Here is a 15,576-nt window from a genome sequence, read left to right on the forward strand (position 1 = left end):
GAGGACGGCCGCGCTTGCGGCGCAGGGGAGCGACCGGTGAACCGCCAGGAGGTCCCGCTGGTACCCATGTCGCGCGCACCCTGGTTCTGGTTGCTGGCGCCGGCGCTGGCCCTGCTCGTCGCTGCCTGGCTGCAGCCGCAGCAGGCGCAGCCGACCCCGGCTCCGGCCTGGCTGCTGGCCCCATTCGCGATCGCGCTGATCCTCGTCGCGCCATCGCTCGCGTTGCGTCGCAGGTCGATTGCCCTCCAGGAATGGGAGCTGGTCGTGGCGGCCGCGTTCTACACCCGCCGCGTCGGCATCCAGGTGCTGGACCTCGAGCGTGCGCGCGTGATCGACCTGGCCGAACACACGGACTACGCCCCGATGCTGGGGATCAACCGATTGGGCCTGCCCGGGTTCCGCGCCGGCCACTACCTGCTGCGCAATCGACAGCGTGCCTTCTGCCTGCTGACCGCGACCGGCCGCGTGCTGATGCTGCCGCAGCGCGACGGCCGGGTGTTGTTGCTCAGTCCGGCCCGGCCGCTCGAACTGCTGGAACGGCTGCGCGAGCTGGCGACACTTCCATCGCACCGATAAGCTGCGCCGATGCGTGTCCTGCCCCGTACCCTGTTCAACACCGCCGACCTCGAGCTCTGGCCCGCGTGGCTGCTGCGCGCGCGCGCCAACGGCGATGCGCGCATCCTCGCGCGCGCATCGCGCGTGCTGCGGCGCAAGCGCGACGGCGCCTACCTGGCCGCCGTGCTGCCCGAAGGGCTGATGCCGCTGCTGCCGCGCTGGTCGCGCGAGCCCGGCGTGGATGAGGCGCTGGACCTGCTCGACGACCCGCCGACCGGCGGCGCCGGCAGTCTGCCGCTGCACCGGATGGCCGAGCGACTCGACGCGCTCGGCCTCGAGGCGGAGGCCTACGCAGGGGAATGCGGACTGCAGCTGGTGCCCGAGCCGGTGATGCTCTCGCTGGCCGGCTTCGACCGCTATCGCCGCGCGCTGTGGCTGTCGGCGGATGCCGCGCGCGCCTGGCAACGCATGCGCGAGGCTGCCGGGCGCGACCAGGTCGCGCTGGATGCGATCTCGGGCTACCGCAGCCACGACTACCAGCTGGGCATCTTCGAACGCAAGCGCGCGCGCGGATTCGCGCTGGCGGACATCCTCGCGGTCAATGCCGCGCCGGGATTCAGCGAACACCATTCGGGCGAGGCGCTCGACATCGGCACCACTGGCGAACCGCCGGCGGAAGCCTCGTTCGAACGGACCCCGGCGTTCGCCTGGCTGCAGCGGCACGCTGGCGGCTTCGGCTTCGCGATGAGCTATCCGCGCGGCAACCCGCACGGCATCGTCTACGAACCCTGGCACTGGCGGTACCTGCGCGCAGCGGCGCAGCGCTGACAGCAGGCGCGCTGCCACCAGTCGGGCGGCGGCGGAGGAGACCCCTCGCCCGGCAGGCCGCGGGCGGCGCTGCGACCTGGCTAGTCCTGCGAGCGGTTCGTGGGCGCCTTCGACGTCGTCGCCAGGTCGGCGATGCGCCAGAGATACAGGCCGGCGTAGGTGCGGTAGGGCCCCCATGTTTCGCCGCGCGCGGCCAGTTCCCGGGGCGTCGGCATCGTCTCGAGCCGGTCGACCCGCTGCAGGCCCTTGCGGATGCCCAGGTCGTCGACCGGCAGCACGTCGGGCCTGCCCAGCCGGAACATCAGCATCATCTCCACGGTCCAGCGGCCGATGCCGCGCACCTGCACCAGCGCGGCGACGATCTCGTCGTGGTGCATCGTGGCCATCTGTCGCAGCGTCGGCAGTTCGCCCCGCGTCTCCCGCGCAGCCAGATCGCGCAGCGCCAGGGCCTTGTTGCCGGACACCCCGCAGGCGCGCAGCGCCGCGTCATCGATCCGCGCCAGCGTCGCGGCATGCAGGCGGGTGCTGCCGACCGCCGCCTCCACCCGACCGACGATGGTCGAGGCCGCCTTGCCGCTGAGCTGCTGGAACAGGATCGCCCGCGCCAGCGCGTCGACCGGATCGAAACGCAGCCGCCAGCGCGGCTCGGGCGCGATCGGGCCGATCCGCTTCATCCATGTACCGAGGCGACGATCGCGGCGCTGCAGGTGCTCCCAGGCCGCAGCCGTGTCGAAGCCTCTCGCGTATCGCGGCATCGCCGCTCAGTCGCGCAGCGCGGCGAACGCGTACAGCAGCCAGCCGCCGATGAGCAGCATGCCGCCGAACGGCGCGGGCGCGGACGACAGGCCCCACAACGACCTGGCCAGCAGCGCGCCGCAGAACAGGAGGCTGCCTGCCAGCAGCATCGCCAGCGCGCCCAGCGCCAGCCGCGATGCCGCGCTCCCGGCCAGGGCCGCCAACGCGATGCCGTGGCCGAAGGCGAACAGCGCGGCCGTCTGCAACTGGCCTCGCGTGGCCGGATCGGCCGCGTGCGAGGCATAGGCCGCCAGCGCCACGGCGAGCGCGGCCAGCACCGCACCGCAGGCGCGGAGCCAGCGCGGGGCCGCGGCTGCACGGACACGACTCACCGGACCGCACTCCCAAACGCAGCGCGCCGCATCCTCGGGATGCGGCGCGCGACGGACATCGGCATGGATGCGCGAAGACTGCTTACTGCTTGAGCTTCCAGAACACCTCGAACTCGCCGTTCTCGGTGAACGCCTCGTCGATGCCGTTCTTGTAGATCTCATACGGACGGTCGGTGACCTCGAAGCCCTGGGTCATCGCCCAGGCACGCACCGCGTTGCGCACGTTCTCGAGCTCGGCCATGTAGCCCTGGTAGTCGCCGCTGGCGGCCTTGCCGGCTTCCACGCGAAGGTATTCGACCGGAGCGCCATCGGGGATGGTGACTTCCAGCGGGCCCTCGTCGACCGCAGGCGCCTGGGCGACCGGCTGCGCGGCCGCTTCGTCGGCCTCGCCCTCGGCTGCTTCCGGAGCGTCCGACCCGGCACCCTTGCGGCGCACCGGCTGGACCACGTCGAAGGTGTAGTTCTCGCGACCCAGCTCGGTGGAGACGATGCGCAGCGGGCCGGCCGGCTCCAGATCATTCGCATCCATGGTGCGCTTGATCCACTCGCTGTTGGCCTTCATCGACTGCTTGATCGTCTCGTTGTTGCGCTCCACGGCGCCGGCGGAAACCGACAGCAGGTTCTCGGCCGGCACGTCGACCACGCCCAGGCCACTCAGGCGCACGCCATCGGCGCGGTAGTCGACGTTGGGCACGCCCGCCAGCACGCTGGACAGCTTGGCCAGGCCGAGCTTCATGTCCTCACCCACGTGGCCACGCACGTACAGGCCGGCATAGCGCCCCAGCAGGTTCCAGCCGTAGTCGACGTCGTAGCGCTGGGTGATCTCGATGTTGCGCCCGCCGCGTCCCGTCGGCTTGAGGGTGAACTCCATGCGCTTGTTGTCGCCGCGGTCCGGATTCTCCAGGCGGAAGGCGACGCGGCTGTCCGCTTCGCTCTCGACGATTTCCCAGCTGCCCTCGCCCAGCGCGCGCGCCTCGGAGCTGTAGTCCAGGCGGGCGCCAACGCCGGCCTCGGGGCCCGAGATCTCGAGCTTGGTGGCCGGATCGCGCATGGTCAGGGCGTTCCAGTCCTTGAAGCGCTTGAAGCTGTTGAGCGTGTCGAACACGATGGCCTGACGCCGGTTGGTCTCGACCTTTTCGGTGATCGTGCGGCTCGACGGCAGGAACAGAGCGACGAGCACGAACAGCGCGGCGACGATCGCCGTGGAAATCAGGATCTCGATCAAACGGGTCATTCAGGGTTCTCCGGGACCATTTCCTGCCGTGGCAGGCGCAAGTGGCCAATCCTATCAAGAACCCCGCGCGCACGGCGAGTCACAAATGCGCGGGAATGCAGGTCGGGCCACCGTTGCCGACGCAACCGACCGTCCGGCGAGGGTGCCCTGCCGCACCCTGGCAGGCCGGTGCGCGGCAGGCGCAAGCGCGCAGACCGGACGCCTGGTGGACCGCCGCCTTGGGCCGCGTCCAACGCCGACCCGGGTCGACCGCGCCCCCTGCCCTCGGGCGCCCAGGACACGCTCACGCACGCCGGCCAGGGTCAGCCGGTCACGCGGGCCTAGACGTCCCGTGGCGCTGCCCGGCAGGGAAGCGCCGCCTCCGCCCTCGCGGAATAGCGGCCGGCGCGCAGCACCGGCCCGGATCATCCCGCCGCCGTCAGACCAGCTGCAGTTCGAAGGCCTTGAGCACCGCGCGGGTGCGGTCGCGCACGCCGAGCTTGGACAGGATGTTGGACACATGGTTCTTGATCGTGCCCTCGGCGACGCCCAGCGAGTTGGCGATCTCCTTGTTGGAGAAGCCGCCGGCCATCAGCCGCAGGATCTCGGTCTCGCGGTCGGTCAGCGGGTCGGGCCGGTCCAGGCTGACGAAGTCGTTGCGCATGTGCTCCAGCCCCGACAGCAGCCGCTGGGTCACCGCCGGCTGCACGAGCGAGCCGCCCTCAGCCACGGTGCGGATCGCGCCCACCAGCTGCTCCAGCGACACGTCCTTGAGCAGGTACCCCTTGGCCCCGGCCTTCATGCCAGCCAGGACCAGTTGGTCGTCGTCGAAGGTGGTCAGGATGATGGTGGGCGGGAGCTGGCCGGCGCGGGACAGCGCCTGCAGCGCCTCCAGCCCCGACATCGCCGGCATGCGCATGTCCATCAGCACCACGTCGGGCTTGACCTCGGGGATCAGCTCGACCGCCTGCTTGCCGTCGCCGGCCTCGGCAATCACCTCGATGCCGCCGTCGAGCGCCAGCAGCGAGCGGATGCCCTGTCGTACCAGGGTCTGGTCGTCGACCAGGCAGACGCGGATCATGGGACCTCCAGGGGTCGGGTCTGGTTGGATGGGTCGTGGCCATCGGCCGCAATGGCCGGGCGGATGGGATCGATGACCACCACGCCGCCGTCCATGGGCAGGCGCAGGCGGACGGTGAAGCCGCGGCCGGGCGAGGTTTCCACCTGCAGGCTGCCGCCGTGTGCGGCCAGCCGTTCGCGCATGCCCAGCAGGCCGTTGCCGGCGGTGGCACCCTCGGCGCCGCGGCCGTCGTCGCGCGCCTCGAGCAGCACCGCGTCTCCATCGAGGCGGTAGCGCAGGCGCAGCAGGCTCGCCTCGGCGTGGCGCACGGCGTTGGTGATGATCTCCTGGGTGCAGCGCAGCAGCACGTGCGCGCGCTCGGGGTCGTCGACCAGGAAGGTCTGCGGCATGTCGATGTCGATGCGCAGCCCCGGCACGTTGTCCGCCAGCGGCAGGAGGGTGGCGCGCATGTCGATGGCGTCGTCGTCGCGCAGGCGGCTCACCGCCTCGCGCACGTCGCTCAGCAGCAGCTTGGCCAGGGTATGGGCCTGGCCCACGTGCTCCTGCGCCTGCCCGCTGACCAGGTGGTTGGCGACCTCGAGATTCAGGCTCAGCGCGGTCAGGTGGTGGCCGAGCAGGTCGTGCAGCTCGCGCGAGATGCGGGTGCGCTCGTTCACGCGCACGCTTTCCGCCAGCAGTGCGCGGGTGGCCCGCAACTCGGCGTTCAGCCGCCGTTGCTCGTCCCGCGCCAGCACCTGCTGGCGGGCCACGTAGCCGGTGGCGAACACGAAGCAGTTGAAACCCACGTACAGCATCGACTGCATCACCGCTTCGAGCAGCGAGAAGCCGATCGCGCGCACGTACACCGGCACCACCAGCAGCACGCTGACCACCAGGGCGGCGATGCTTACCGGCAGCGGCAGCAGCCACGGCAGGACGCAGGCCGCCACCATCAGCAGCAGCACGCCCAGACCGGTATTGCTGTAGTAGCTCAGCGCCACCGCGCTGCCGATCATCACCACCAGCAGCACGTAGTCGGGCAGGCTGACCCGGCGCGAATCCAGGGCCCGGGTCAGCCAGGCGAAACTGAACCCGAACAGACCCCAGGCGAACCAGGCGTTCCAGCCCGCCCCGACGCTGGACAGGGGTTCGGCCTCGTCCACCGGCCCGGAGATCACCCAGAGCGGCAACAGCATCACCGCCCAGGTGAACAGGCCGGCGTAGCGCAGCAGGCGGGCATGGTCGAGGCGGGACAGCATGGCCCATGGTAGGCGCAATCGACGCCCCCGCGACCCCCACGGAAGTCATGCGGCCTGCGCGAGGCGCGGTCGCCCCCGGCTGGTGGCCCATGCGATAATCCGCAGTGGCCGTCGCATGGCCCATCCGCCGTTTGCCGACCTGCGGCCGTGCAGCACCCGCAGTCTTCTGGAGTCAGGAATGTCGATCGTCATCCGCGACGTGCGCGAGCACGAGCTGGATTCCATCCTCGCCCTCAACAACGCCGCTGGCCCGACGATCCTGCCGCTGGACGCCGCCCGCATCCGCAGGTTCCACGACACCGCCGAATACTTCCGCGTCGCCGAACGCGACGGGGTCCTCACCGGCTTCCTGGTGGGCCTGGGTTCGGACGCGGAGCACGACAGCAGCAACTTCCACTGGTTCCGCACCCACTGCGACCGCTTCTTCTACATCGACCGCATCGTGGTGGCCAGCCGCCGCCGCGGCGGCGGCGTGGGCCGCGCCTTCTATGCCGATGCGCAGAGCTATGCCGAACTGCGCTACCCGCTGCTGACCTGCGAGGTCTTCCTCGAACACGACGCCGACCCGGTGCGGCTGTTCCACGGCAGCTTCGGCTTCCGCGAGATCGGGCAGCACGTGATGCCGGAGAACGGCATCCGCGCCTCGATGATGGCCAAGGACATGTGCAGCCACGCCTGGGTGCGCGAGACCTATGGCGAGGAGCTCCCGGACCAGCCCTGGCTGCTGCGTCCGCGCGTGGCCGTGTCCGAGCCCTCCGCCGCATGAGCGCGGCGATGGATTTCGAACAGGCCGGGGAGCTGAAGATCGGCCAGGTGGGCATCGCCAACCTGCGCATCCGCACCCTGGACATCGCACGCCTGGCCGAGGAAATGCGCAACCGCGTGGCCCGCGCGCCCAAACTCTTCGCCCGTGCCGCGGTGATCGTGGACTTCGGCGGCCTGGCCGCCACTCCGGATGCCGCCACCGCGCGCGCGCTGGTGGAGGCACTGCGCGAGGCGGGCGTGCTGCCGGTGGCGCTGGCCTGGGGTAGCAGCGACAACGAGAAGCTGGCGGCCGAGATCGGGCTGCCGGTCCTGGCCCGGTTCCGGGCCCAGTACGAGTCGGTCGCAGGCTCCGGTGAGACAACTGCCGCCGCGGAGCCAGCGCCGGCCCCGCGCGCGGCGGCCCCGGCACCGGCACCGGCCGCCCCGCGCCAGGATCCGTCCGCGCCCGGCCTGATGCAGGCCGCGCCGGTGCGCTCCGGCCAGCAGCTCTACGCCGAGAACCGCGACCTGACCGTGCTGTCCCAGGTGGGCGCCGGCGCGGAGGTCATTGCCGACGGCTCGATCCATATCTACGGCCCGCTGCGCGGTCGCGCGCTCGCCGGCGCCCAGGGCAATGCGAAGGCGCGCATCTTCTGCCGCGCCTTCCACGCCGAACTGGTCGCCGTGGCCGGCCACTACAAAGTGCTGGAAGATATTCCGAAGGAACTGCACGGCAAGGCCGTCCAGGTCTGGCTCGACGACGAAGAACTCAAGATCGCCGCACTCGATTGACGGCGACCCACACAGGAGACGTGTTTTGGCAGAAATCATCGTGGTCACCTCGGGCAAGGGAGGCGTCGGCAAGACCACCAGCAGCGCCAGCCTGGCCAACGGCCTGGCGCGGCGCGGCAAGAAGGTCGCGGTCATCGACTTCGACGTCGGCCTGCGCAACCTCGACCTGATCATGGGCTGCGAGCGCCGCGTGGTGTACGACTTCGTCAACGTCGTCCAGGGCGAGGCCTCGCTCAAGCAGGCGCTGATCAAGGACAAGCGCTTCGACAACCTCTATGTGCTGGCGGCCTCGCAGACGCGCGACAAGGACGCGCTGACCATCGAGGGCGTGGAGAAGGTGCTCAAGGACCTGTCGGACGACGGTTTCGACTACATCCTGTGCGACTCGCCCGCCGGCATCGAGAAGGGCGCGTTCCTGGCGATGTACTTCGCCGACCGCGCGATCGTGGTGGTCAACCCGGAAGTGTCCTCGGTGCGCGATTCCGACCGCATCCTGGGCCTGCTTTCGTCCAAGACCCGCAAGGCAGAAGCCGGCGAGCGCGTGCAGGAATACCTGCTGCTCACGCGCTACAACCCCGCGCGCGTGGAGAAGGGCGAGATGCTGTCGATCAGCGACGTGGAGGAGGTGCTGGGCATCAAGACCATTGGCGTGATCCCCGAGTCGAGCGACGTGCTCGACGCATCCAACAAGGGCGAGCCCGTCATCCTGGCCAGCGAATCGATGGCCGGCCAGGCCTATGACGACGCGGTTGCCCGCCTGCTCGGCGAAGACCGGCCGATGCGCTTCACCCAGGCCGAGAAGAAGGGCTTCTTCAGCAAGCTCTTTGGGAGCTGAGTGATGGGTCTGTTCGATTTCCTCAAGCCGAAGCAGAACACCGCGGCGATCGCCAAGGACCGGCTGCGCATCATCGTCGCGCAGGAGCGCACCAGCCGCGGCGCGCCCGACTACCTGCCGCTGCTGCAGCGCGAACTGCTGGAGGTGATCCGCAAGTACGTGAGCGTGGACGTGGACGCGGTCAAGGTGGACCTGGTCAAGGACGGCGAACACGATGTCCTCGACATCTCCGTGGCGCTGCCCGAGGACCGGCCGACGACGGCCTGACCGCGTCCCGCTCACAAAGAGGTCCTTCTGACCGCTGGGGCCAAGGCCCCGCGACCCGCGATCCGTGCCGGACTTCGGTGGGACGCCGCGTCCTGGCGGCCGGGGATCGCTTTCCGCTCGGTCAGGACATCCTGTCCTGACTCGCGCGCAAAACATCCATGTTTTGCTTGTCGCGATCCCCGGCCACCAGGGCGCGGCTCGATGCTGCGGATGCGTCGATGCTTCGGATCCTGTTGCTGGGAGGCACAGGCCAGTTCGCTTGCGGCAACAACTATTGATCGACCGGACGCTTGTCATTTCGGACGCAACTGGACCGCTTCACGACAGCGGAGTCGGTCAAGCTTGCTTGCCCGCTTGTAGATTCCACCGTTCAGCAAGCCGGGAAATCGCTCCACCTCGATGGCGTGGTGCCAAGTCCTGTGCCGGAGCATCACTGCCAGGACGACGACGAGCCGGGGGCTGGCGGTCCGGGATCGCGGCGAGCAAGACATGGATGTCTTGCGCGCGAGTCAGGGCAGGATGCCCTGACCGAGCGGAGAGCGATCCCGGGCCGGCAGCGCCCGGCGTCCATCCGAAGCATGCGGATGGCCTTCTGTCGAATCGGCTGTTGGCTGTTCCCGGAAATGTCTCGCTCCAGGCAGATCACTCGACGCAGAACGACGCCACGTGACCACCCAAATCCCGCCCACACCAGACGACATCCTGCTGCTGCGCGACATCGCCTTCGCGGACGCGGACGCTCTGCTCCAGCGTTACGGCCTGCAGCTGCGCCTCGTCGACGACGGCGCGCCGATCCCGGGCAGCTACTGGGGCGAGTCCGAAGCCGGCATCATCGGCAGCGACGTGTACGTGCGCGGCGACACGCCGGTGCATTCGATGCTGCACGAAGCCGGCCACCTGATCGTGCTGCCGCCCGAGCGCCGCCAGGCCGTGCACACCGACGCCACCGATTCGGTTGCGGAAGAGGACGCGGTCTGCCTGTTGCAGGCCCTGCTCGGCGACGCCCTGCCCGGCGTGGGCCGCGACCGCGTGTTCGCCGACATGGACGCCTGGGGCTATACCTTCCGCCTCGGCAGCGCGCGCGCCTACTTCGAGCAGGACGCGGACGCCGCCTGGGCATGGCTGCAGGCGCGCGGCCTGGTCGACGCGGAGCGCAGGCTGCACGGACCCTGAGTCCGACGTCCCGCACTTGCCCGGCGGCGGACGGCGCTCTAGCCTGCCGGGCACCGCACCTTGCGCTGCATCCGGATCCCATCGTGAACCATCGCCACGCCCTGCTCGCCCTGGCCATCGGCGCCAGCCTCGTCCTGTCCGCCTGCAAGCGCGAACCGACCGAGACGCCCGACGCGGCCGCTCCCGGTGTCGCCGCCGGCCCCGCCACCGACGAGACCGCCGACGCCTTCGTCGCGCGCGTCAACGCGGAACTCAAGGCGATGTACCCGGAGATGACCGCGGCCCAGTGGCTGTCGAGCACCTACATCAACGACGACAGCCAGCTGCTGGCGGCCAAGTCGAACGAGAAATTCCTGACCGCACTCAATACCTGGATCGAGCAGTCGAAGAAGTTCGAGGGCCAGCAGATGTCGCCCGAAACCGCGCGCGCGATCACCCTGCTCAAGCTCGGTACCGCGATGCCCGCCCCCAGGGATCCTGTCAAGCTGGCCGAGCTGACCCGCATCGCCACCAAGATGGAAGGCATGTACGGCGCCGGTTCGTACTGCAAGACCGCCGGCGACAGCCAGAGCTGCCGACAGCTCGGAGAGCTGGAAGAGGTGCTGGCCAAGAGCCGCGACTACAACGCCCAGCTCGATGCCTGGCAGGGCTGGCACACCGTTGCCCAGCCGATGCGGGGCGACTACGCGCGGTTCGTCGAGCTGGTGAACGAAGGCTCGCGCGAGCTCGGCTACGCCGATGCCGGCGAGATGTGGCGCGCCGGCTACGACATGTCGCCGGTGGAATTGTCTGCCGAAACCGACCGGCTCTGGGGCCAGGTCAAGCCGCTGTACGAGCAGCTGCACTGCTATGCACGCACCCGCCTGGACGCGCAGTACCCGGGCCAGGGTTCGGTCGACGGAATGCTGCCGGCCCACCTGATGGGCAACATGTGGCAGCAGGACTGGGGCAACCTCTGGGACGTGCTCGCACCCTACAGCGACCAGCAGGCCGGCAGCCTCGACGTCAACGGCGCGCTGGAGCGCCAGTACCAGGCCCTGCTCAACGATCACCTCGCCCGCGAGAATGCGCTGATCGACACCGATCGCCGCGTCGACGTGGTGCGCAAGGCGCAGCTCGAACACGCCCAGCAGATGACCCGGCAGGCCGAGCAGTTCTACATCTCGCTGGGCATGCCGGCGCTTCCCGAGAGCTACTGGAAGAAGACCCAGTTCATCAAGCCGCGCGACCGCGACGTGGTCTGCCACGCCAGCGCCTGGGACATGAACATGGGCGGTGCCGACGGCAACTCGCCGGATGTGCGCACCAAGATGTGCATCAAGCCCAGCGAGGAAGACTTCTTCACCATCTACCACGAGCTGGGCCACGTGTATTACTACCTGGCCTACAACAAGCTGCCGCCGCTGTTCCAGGGCGGTGCGCACGACGGCTTCCACGAGGCCATCGGCGACACCATCGAGCTGTCGATGACCCCGGCGTACCTGAAGTCGATCGGCCTGGTGGGCGAGCAGCAGCCCAGCCAGGAGGCGCTGATCAATGCGCAGATGCGCATGGCGCTGGCCAAGGTGGCGTTCATGCCGTTCGGGCTGATGATCGACCGCTGGCGCTGGGGCGTGTTCGACGGCTCGATCACGCCGGAGAACTACAACGCCGCGTGGTGGGAGCTGAAGGCGAAGTACCAGGGCGTGGCGCCCGTGACCGCGCGTGGCGAGGAGTTCTTCGATGCCGGCGCGAAGTACCACGTGCCCGGCAATACGCCGTACACGCGCTACTTCCTGTCGCATGTGCTGCAGTTCCAGTTCTACAAGGCGCTGTGCGACGCGGCCGGCCACCAGGGGCCGCTGTACGAGTGCAGCTTCGCCGGCAACAAGGCCGGCGGCGGCAAGTTCTGGGCGATGCTCTCGCGCGGCAACAGCCAGCCCTGGCAGCAGACCATGAAGGAACTGACCGGCACCGAGCAGATGGATGCGTCGGCCGTGCTGGAGTACTTCTCGCCGTTGCAGGAGTGGCTGAAGCAGCAGAACGAGGGCCGCAGCTGCGGCTGGCAGGTCCCCGCCGCCGCTGCGGCGACCGCCGCCGGGGCGGAGCCCGGCCCGAACAAGGGCTGACGGCCGCGGCGGGCCGGGCTGCCCCGCGGCAGCCCGGCCCGCCTATGATGCGCGGCGACAGGGGACGACCGGACGCCATCATGCGCAAAACCATGCTTTCGCTGTGCCTCTGCGCGGCTGCGACCGCGGCCGCGACAGCCGCGGCAGCCGCGGCAGCCGCCGATGCACCCCGCGTGGGCAGCGAACGCAGCCGCTCGCCGGCGCCCGCGAAGGTGCAGTGGCGCGGCCGCGTTGCCGATGCGCCGGCCGTCAGCCACCTTCGTTACCCGGAGGTCCCGGCGCAGCGTCTCGCGGCGATGGAGAAGTCGAACGCCGCGCGCGACGCCCGCTTGCGCTCGCCACTGCAGATCGGCGTGGGCCGCGTGGCGCCCGACCTCGGCCAGCTTCCCCTGCGCTGGGAGGCGCGCGCCGACGGCGGGCACGCAGCAGTCGTCGCCGTGACCTCCCCTGTCGCAATGGGGCTGCGGGTCGGCCTGCGGATCAGCGGCCTGCCGGCGGGCGCGGAACTCCGCGTCAGGGGTTCGGAGCTTCCGCTGGGCGAGATCCTGCTGGTCACTGCGGCCGAGATCGTCGCGTCGCGCGCCAACGGCCTGTACTGGACGCCGGCGACCGACGGCGAGACCCAGACGATCGAGGTCCACGTGCCGGCCAGTACGCCCGTCGACGGCATCCGCCTGGCCGCGCCGGAGCTGTCCCACCTGGTCACCAACAGCCGGCGCGATTTCAAGATCCTGGAAAAGATCGGCGAGTCCGGGTCCTGCAACATCGACACCGCCTGCCGCGTCGCCACGCTGGGGCAGCCGTTCGTCGAGGCGAAGAATGCCGTCGCGCACATGGTATTCAACGTCTTCGCGACCAATGGCAATTCGCTGGGCAGCTACATCTGCACCGGCACCCTGCTCAACGACACCGATCCGGCCACCCAGGTTCCGCTGTTCTTCACTGCCGACCACTGCTTCGCCGGCGGTTCCAGTGGCGTGCCCGCGCAGGACCGCGGCAAGGTCGCCGCCACGCTCGTGACCCACTGGAACTACGAGGCCACTGCCTGCGGCAGCGGCGCCCCCACCTCCCGGACCACCGTGAGCGGCGGCGCCGATCTGCTGTTCTACGACGAGGACACCGACGCCATGCTGCTGCGCCTGCGCAATCCCGCACCGGCCATGGCCACCTTCGCCGGCTGGGACGCCTCCGCGCTGAACCCGGGTTCGGATGTCGTCGCGATCCACCATCCGGCGGGCGATGCGAAGAAGGTCTCGTTCGGCGTGCACCTGCCCGCACGCAGCGATGGCGAGAGCCATGCCGCGGCCTGGCTGGCGGGCACCACCGAGGGCGGCAGCAGCGGATCGGGCCTGTTCACCGTGGGTGGCGACGGGCAGTACCGGTTGCGAGGCGGCCTGTACGGCGGCCATGCCTCGTGCGCCAACAGCGGCAACCTGGGCAATGCGAACAACATCGACTGGTACTCGCGGCTGGACGTGGTCTATCCGCAGCTGCGGCAATGGCTGTCGCCGGTGCCGGCAGGCCTGATCCGCCGCAACGGCGCGCAGCCGCTGCGGCCCCGCTGACCGGCGCCGCTACAGCTGCGCGGCCGGCTCCAGCGTTTCCGGCGCCGCGGGGGAAGTGGGCGGGGTCCGGCCGCGACGCGCTTCCCAGGTCCACAGCACCCAGCCGGCCAGCATGAAGATCGCGCCCAGCGAGGCCAGATACAGCGGGTCGTGGCTCACCAGCGGCGACAGCACGCCGGCGATCACCGCGTTGAGCACCAGCCCGACGAAGGCCTGCAGCGACGAGGCCGATCCGCGCTGGCGCGGATACATGTCCAGAACGGCCAGGGTCACGATCGGGAACACCAGTGCGATGCCGAAGGCATTGAAGACCATCGGCAGCACCGCCCAGGGCAAGGTCGGGGCCTCGACCAGCGCGCTGTAGCCGAGGTTGGCGATCACGGCCACCGCACTGATCGCGAAGCCGATGCCGGCCAGCCGCATCCCGTCGATGCGCCCTGCCGCCCGTCCCGAGACGAAGGCGCCGAGCATCATCCCGCTGATCATCGGAATGAAGAACCAGCCGAACTGGCGTTCGTCCAGGCGCAGCAGGTCCAGCACGAAGGCCGGCGCGGAGGCGATGTACAGGAACAGCGCGGAGAAGTTGAGCGCGCCGGCCAGCGACAGGCGCAGGAAGCGCGGATTGAGCGCGATCCAGGCGTAGTCGCGCAGCAGCCTGCGCGGCGACGCCAGCAGGCGCGCCTGGGGCGGCAGCGTCTCGGGCAACCAGCGCCAGGTCGCCGCCAGCAGCAGCAGCGAGAACCCCACCAGGAACCAGAAGATCAGGGGCCAGCGGCCCCAGCCCAGCAGCCAGCCGCCGAACACCGGTGCGATGGCCGGGGCCACGCCGAAGATCATCGAAACCTGGCTCATCAGCCGCTGCGCGTCGTCGCCGTGCAACACGTCGCGGATGACGGCGCGTCCGACGATCAGGCCGACGCCCGCCGACAGCCCCTGCAGCGCACGGAACACCAGCAGGGTGAACAGGTCGCCGGCCAGCGCGCAGCCCACCGACGCGCCCGTGAACACCACCAGCCCGCCCAGGATCACCCGCCGCCGGCCGAGCATGTCCGACAGCGGCCCATGCACCAGGCTCATCAGCGCGTAGGCGATCAGGTAGACACTGATGGTCTGCTGCATCGCCAGCTTGTCGGCGCCAAGGTCGGCGCCCATGGCCGGGAAGGCCGGGAAGATCGTGTCGATCGAGAACGGGCCGAACATCGCCAGCCCCGCCAGCAGCAGCGCGAGGCGGCGCAGGCCGGCACGGTGTGGACTCATCGGGACACCCCCTGTCATCGCTGCGGCGCCTGCTGTGCCGGCGCCGCCGCCGGTGACGGCTGCGGCTGCTGCGTGCGCGGCCGCCAGCCCAACAGTTGGACCGCCTCCACCGAGTCGATCGGCAGCACCTCCGCCCGGCGTCCGTCGGCGTCCCAGACGAAGACGAAGGCGCTGCTGGTGCCCAGCATGCGCCAGTCGCCCGGCAGCGACCGCGGCTGGCCGGCCAACCGCACCGAGACCGAATATCCGCCGCCATCGTAGATGCGCTGGCCGCGCGCATCCCCCAATACGTACAGGCCCAAGGCCATCACGATCAGGGCCGAGAGCGTCGCCATGGTTTCCGGATGCAGGCCCAGGTACATCCACCAGTCGCCGCGACGGGGCAGCAGGATGCGGCCCCACCAGCGCCGTTCGATGCCCGCCACCCGCTCGGGGTGGCGCTGGCGCAAGCGCTCGGGCAGCAGCGCCAGCCACGAGGCGAACAGCGTCCAGGCCAGCAGCCAGAGGTATTCGGGCCGCCGCAGCCCGGCCACGAAGTAATCGCTGCTCTGCATGAACTCCAGGATCGGAATATCGAAGCGGCGATAGAACCAGTAGTTGTCCCACAGCCCGTAGACGGAGATGAACAGGTAACCGCAGGTCACCAGCAGCACCGGTTCGCGCCGGAACACGTTCGAGACCCGCCGGACGAGGGACCACTCGGCCGTGGCGGGCCGCGAGGTCGCGGCCGGGGCGGGCACGGGCGGGTGGAGGGCGTCCGGCATGGGATCGGGGCGTGGCTGCGGAAAGTGGT

At 70.0% G+C, this 15,576-nt stretch carries 16 protein-coding genes; 9 read left to right on the forward strand and 7 right to left on the reverse strand.

Annotation, left to right across the window (positions count from 1 at the left end; genetic code table 11):
* Window positions 1–66 precede the first annotated feature (66 nt).
* Both ACQYVW_RS04085 and ACQYVW_RS04090 read left to right on the forward strand, forming a co-directional pair.
* The gene (locus ACQYVW_RS04085; RefSeq protein ID WP_434946119.1) at window positions 67–576 is read left to right on the forward strand and encodes a hypothetical protein; all 510 of its coding nucleotides are present in this window, start codon (window positions 67–69) and stop codon (window positions 574–576) included.
* 9 nt (window positions 577–585) lie between these two features.
* On the forward strand, window positions 586–1,383 hold the full coding sequence (locus ACQYVW_RS04090; protein ID WP_434934329.1) for a M15 family metallopeptidase: 798 nt from the start codon (window positions 586–588) through the stop codon (window positions 1,381–1,383).
* 80 nt (window positions 1,384–1,463) lie between these two features.
* Here the strand turns inward: ACQYVW_RS04090 and ACQYVW_RS04095 are convergent, their stop codons facing one another.
* The 5 genes from ACQYVW_RS04095 to ACQYVW_RS04115 all read right to left on the reverse strand — a co-directional run bounded on the left by ACQYVW_RS04095 (window position 1,464) and on the right by ACQYVW_RS04115 (window position 6,042).
* Window positions 1,464–2,138, reverse strand: coding sequence for a DNA-3-methyladenine glycosylase family protein (locus ACQYVW_RS04095; RefSeq protein WP_434934330.1), 675 nt, complete (start codon window positions 2,136–2,138; stop codon window positions 1,464–1,466).
* Window positions 2,139–2,144: 6 nt separating this feature from the next.
* On the reverse strand, window positions 2,145–2,510 hold the full coding sequence (locus ACQYVW_RS04100; RefSeq protein WP_434934331.1) for a DUF423 domain-containing protein: 366 nt from the start codon (window positions 2,508–2,510) through the stop codon (window positions 2,145–2,147).
* Between the two features lie 82 nt (window positions 2,511–2,592).
* Entirely contained in the window at window positions 2,593–3,744 is a 1,152-nt protein-coding gene (locus ACQYVW_RS04105) for a polyketide cyclase (protein WP_434946120.1), read from the reverse strand.
* 418 nt (window positions 3,745–4,162) lie between these two features.
* Window positions 4,163–4,804, reverse strand: coding sequence for a response regulator (locus tag ACQYVW_RS04110; RefSeq protein WP_434934333.1), 642 nt, complete (start codon window positions 4,802–4,804; stop codon window positions 4,163–4,165).
* Window positions 4,801–6,042 carry a sensor histidine kinase gene (locus ACQYVW_RS04115; RefSeq protein WP_434934334.1) on the reverse strand — a complete coding sequence of 414 codons (1,242 nt, stop codon included), beginning with the start codon at window positions 6,040–6,042 and terminating at the stop codon, window positions 4,801–4,803. The genes ACQYVW_RS04110 and ACQYVW_RS04115 overlap by 4 nt, the downstream gene beginning before the upstream one ends.
* A gap of 178 nt (window positions 6,043–6,220) precedes the next feature.
* On the opposite strand from ACQYVW_RS04115, the gene ACQYVW_RS04120 reads away from it, so the two are divergent.
* The 7 genes from ACQYVW_RS04120 to ACQYVW_RS04150 all read left to right on the forward strand — a co-directional run bounded on the left by ACQYVW_RS04120 (window position 6,221) and on the right by ACQYVW_RS04150 (window position 13,526).
* A complete protein-coding gene (locus ACQYVW_RS04120; protein ID WP_434934335.1) occupies window positions 6,221–6,808 on the forward strand; it encodes a GNAT family N-acetyltransferase in 588 nt (195 codons plus the stop codon).
* Window positions 6,805–7,578, forward strand: a complete 774-nt coding sequence (gene minC / locus ACQYVW_RS04125) for a septum site-determining protein MinC (protein WP_434946121.1) — start codon at window positions 6,805–6,807, stop codon at window positions 7,576–7,578. Before ACQYVW_RS04120 ends, minC begins: the two co-directional genes overlap by 4 nt.
* Window positions 7,579–7,603: 25 nt before the next feature.
* Entirely contained in the window at window positions 7,604–8,413 is an 810-nt protein-coding gene (minD, locus tag ACQYVW_RS04130; RefSeq protein WP_434934337.1) for a septum site-determining protein MinD, read from the forward strand.
* A 3-nt stretch (window positions 8,414–8,416) separates the two neighbouring features.
* Window positions 8,417–8,680 (forward strand): cell division topological specificity factor MinE, encoded by a 264-nt coding sequence (minE, locus tag ACQYVW_RS04135; RefSeq protein ID WP_434934338.1) that lies wholly within the window; start codon window positions 8,417–8,419, stop codon window positions 8,678–8,680.
* A 666-nt stretch (window positions 8,681–9,346) separates the two neighbouring features.
* Window positions 9,347–9,853, forward strand: coding sequence for a hypothetical protein (locus tag ACQYVW_RS04140; RefSeq protein ID WP_434934339.1), 507 nt, complete (start codon window positions 9,347–9,349; stop codon window positions 9,851–9,853).
* Between the two features lie 83 nt (window positions 9,854–9,936).
* Window positions 9,937–11,961 (forward strand): M2 family metallopeptidase, encoded by a 2,025-nt coding sequence (locus tag ACQYVW_RS04145; protein WP_434946122.1) that lies wholly within the window; start codon window positions 9,937–9,939, stop codon window positions 11,959–11,961.
* 80 nt (window positions 11,962–12,041) lie between these two features.
* Window positions 12,042–13,526, forward strand: a complete 1,485-nt coding sequence (locus ACQYVW_RS04150) for a trypsin-like serine peptidase (RefSeq protein WP_434946123.1) — start codon at window positions 12,042–12,044, stop codon at window positions 13,524–13,526.
* 9 nt (window positions 13,527–13,535) lie between these two features.
* Here the strand turns inward: ACQYVW_RS04150 and ACQYVW_RS04155 are convergent, their stop codons facing one another.
* Both ACQYVW_RS04155 and ACQYVW_RS04160 read right to left on the reverse strand, forming a co-directional pair.
* Window positions 13,536–14,783, reverse strand: coding sequence for a multidrug effflux MFS transporter (locus tag ACQYVW_RS04155; protein ID WP_434934550.1), 1,248 nt, complete (start codon window positions 14,781–14,783; stop codon window positions 13,536–13,538).
* Between the two features lie 14 nt (window positions 14,784–14,797).
* The gene (locus ACQYVW_RS04160) at window positions 14,798–15,547 is read right to left on the reverse strand and encodes a hypothetical protein (RefSeq protein WP_434934548.1); all 750 of its coding nucleotides are present in this window, start codon (window positions 15,545–15,547) and stop codon (window positions 14,798–14,800) included.
* Between the last annotated feature and the right edge of the window lie 29 nt (window positions 15,548–15,576).

This window comes from Luteimonas campi (assembly GCF_051162505.1).
In the GTDB taxonomy this organism is placed as follows: Bacteria; Pseudomonadota; Gammaproteobacteria; order Xanthomonadales; family Xanthomonadaceae; genus Luteimonas.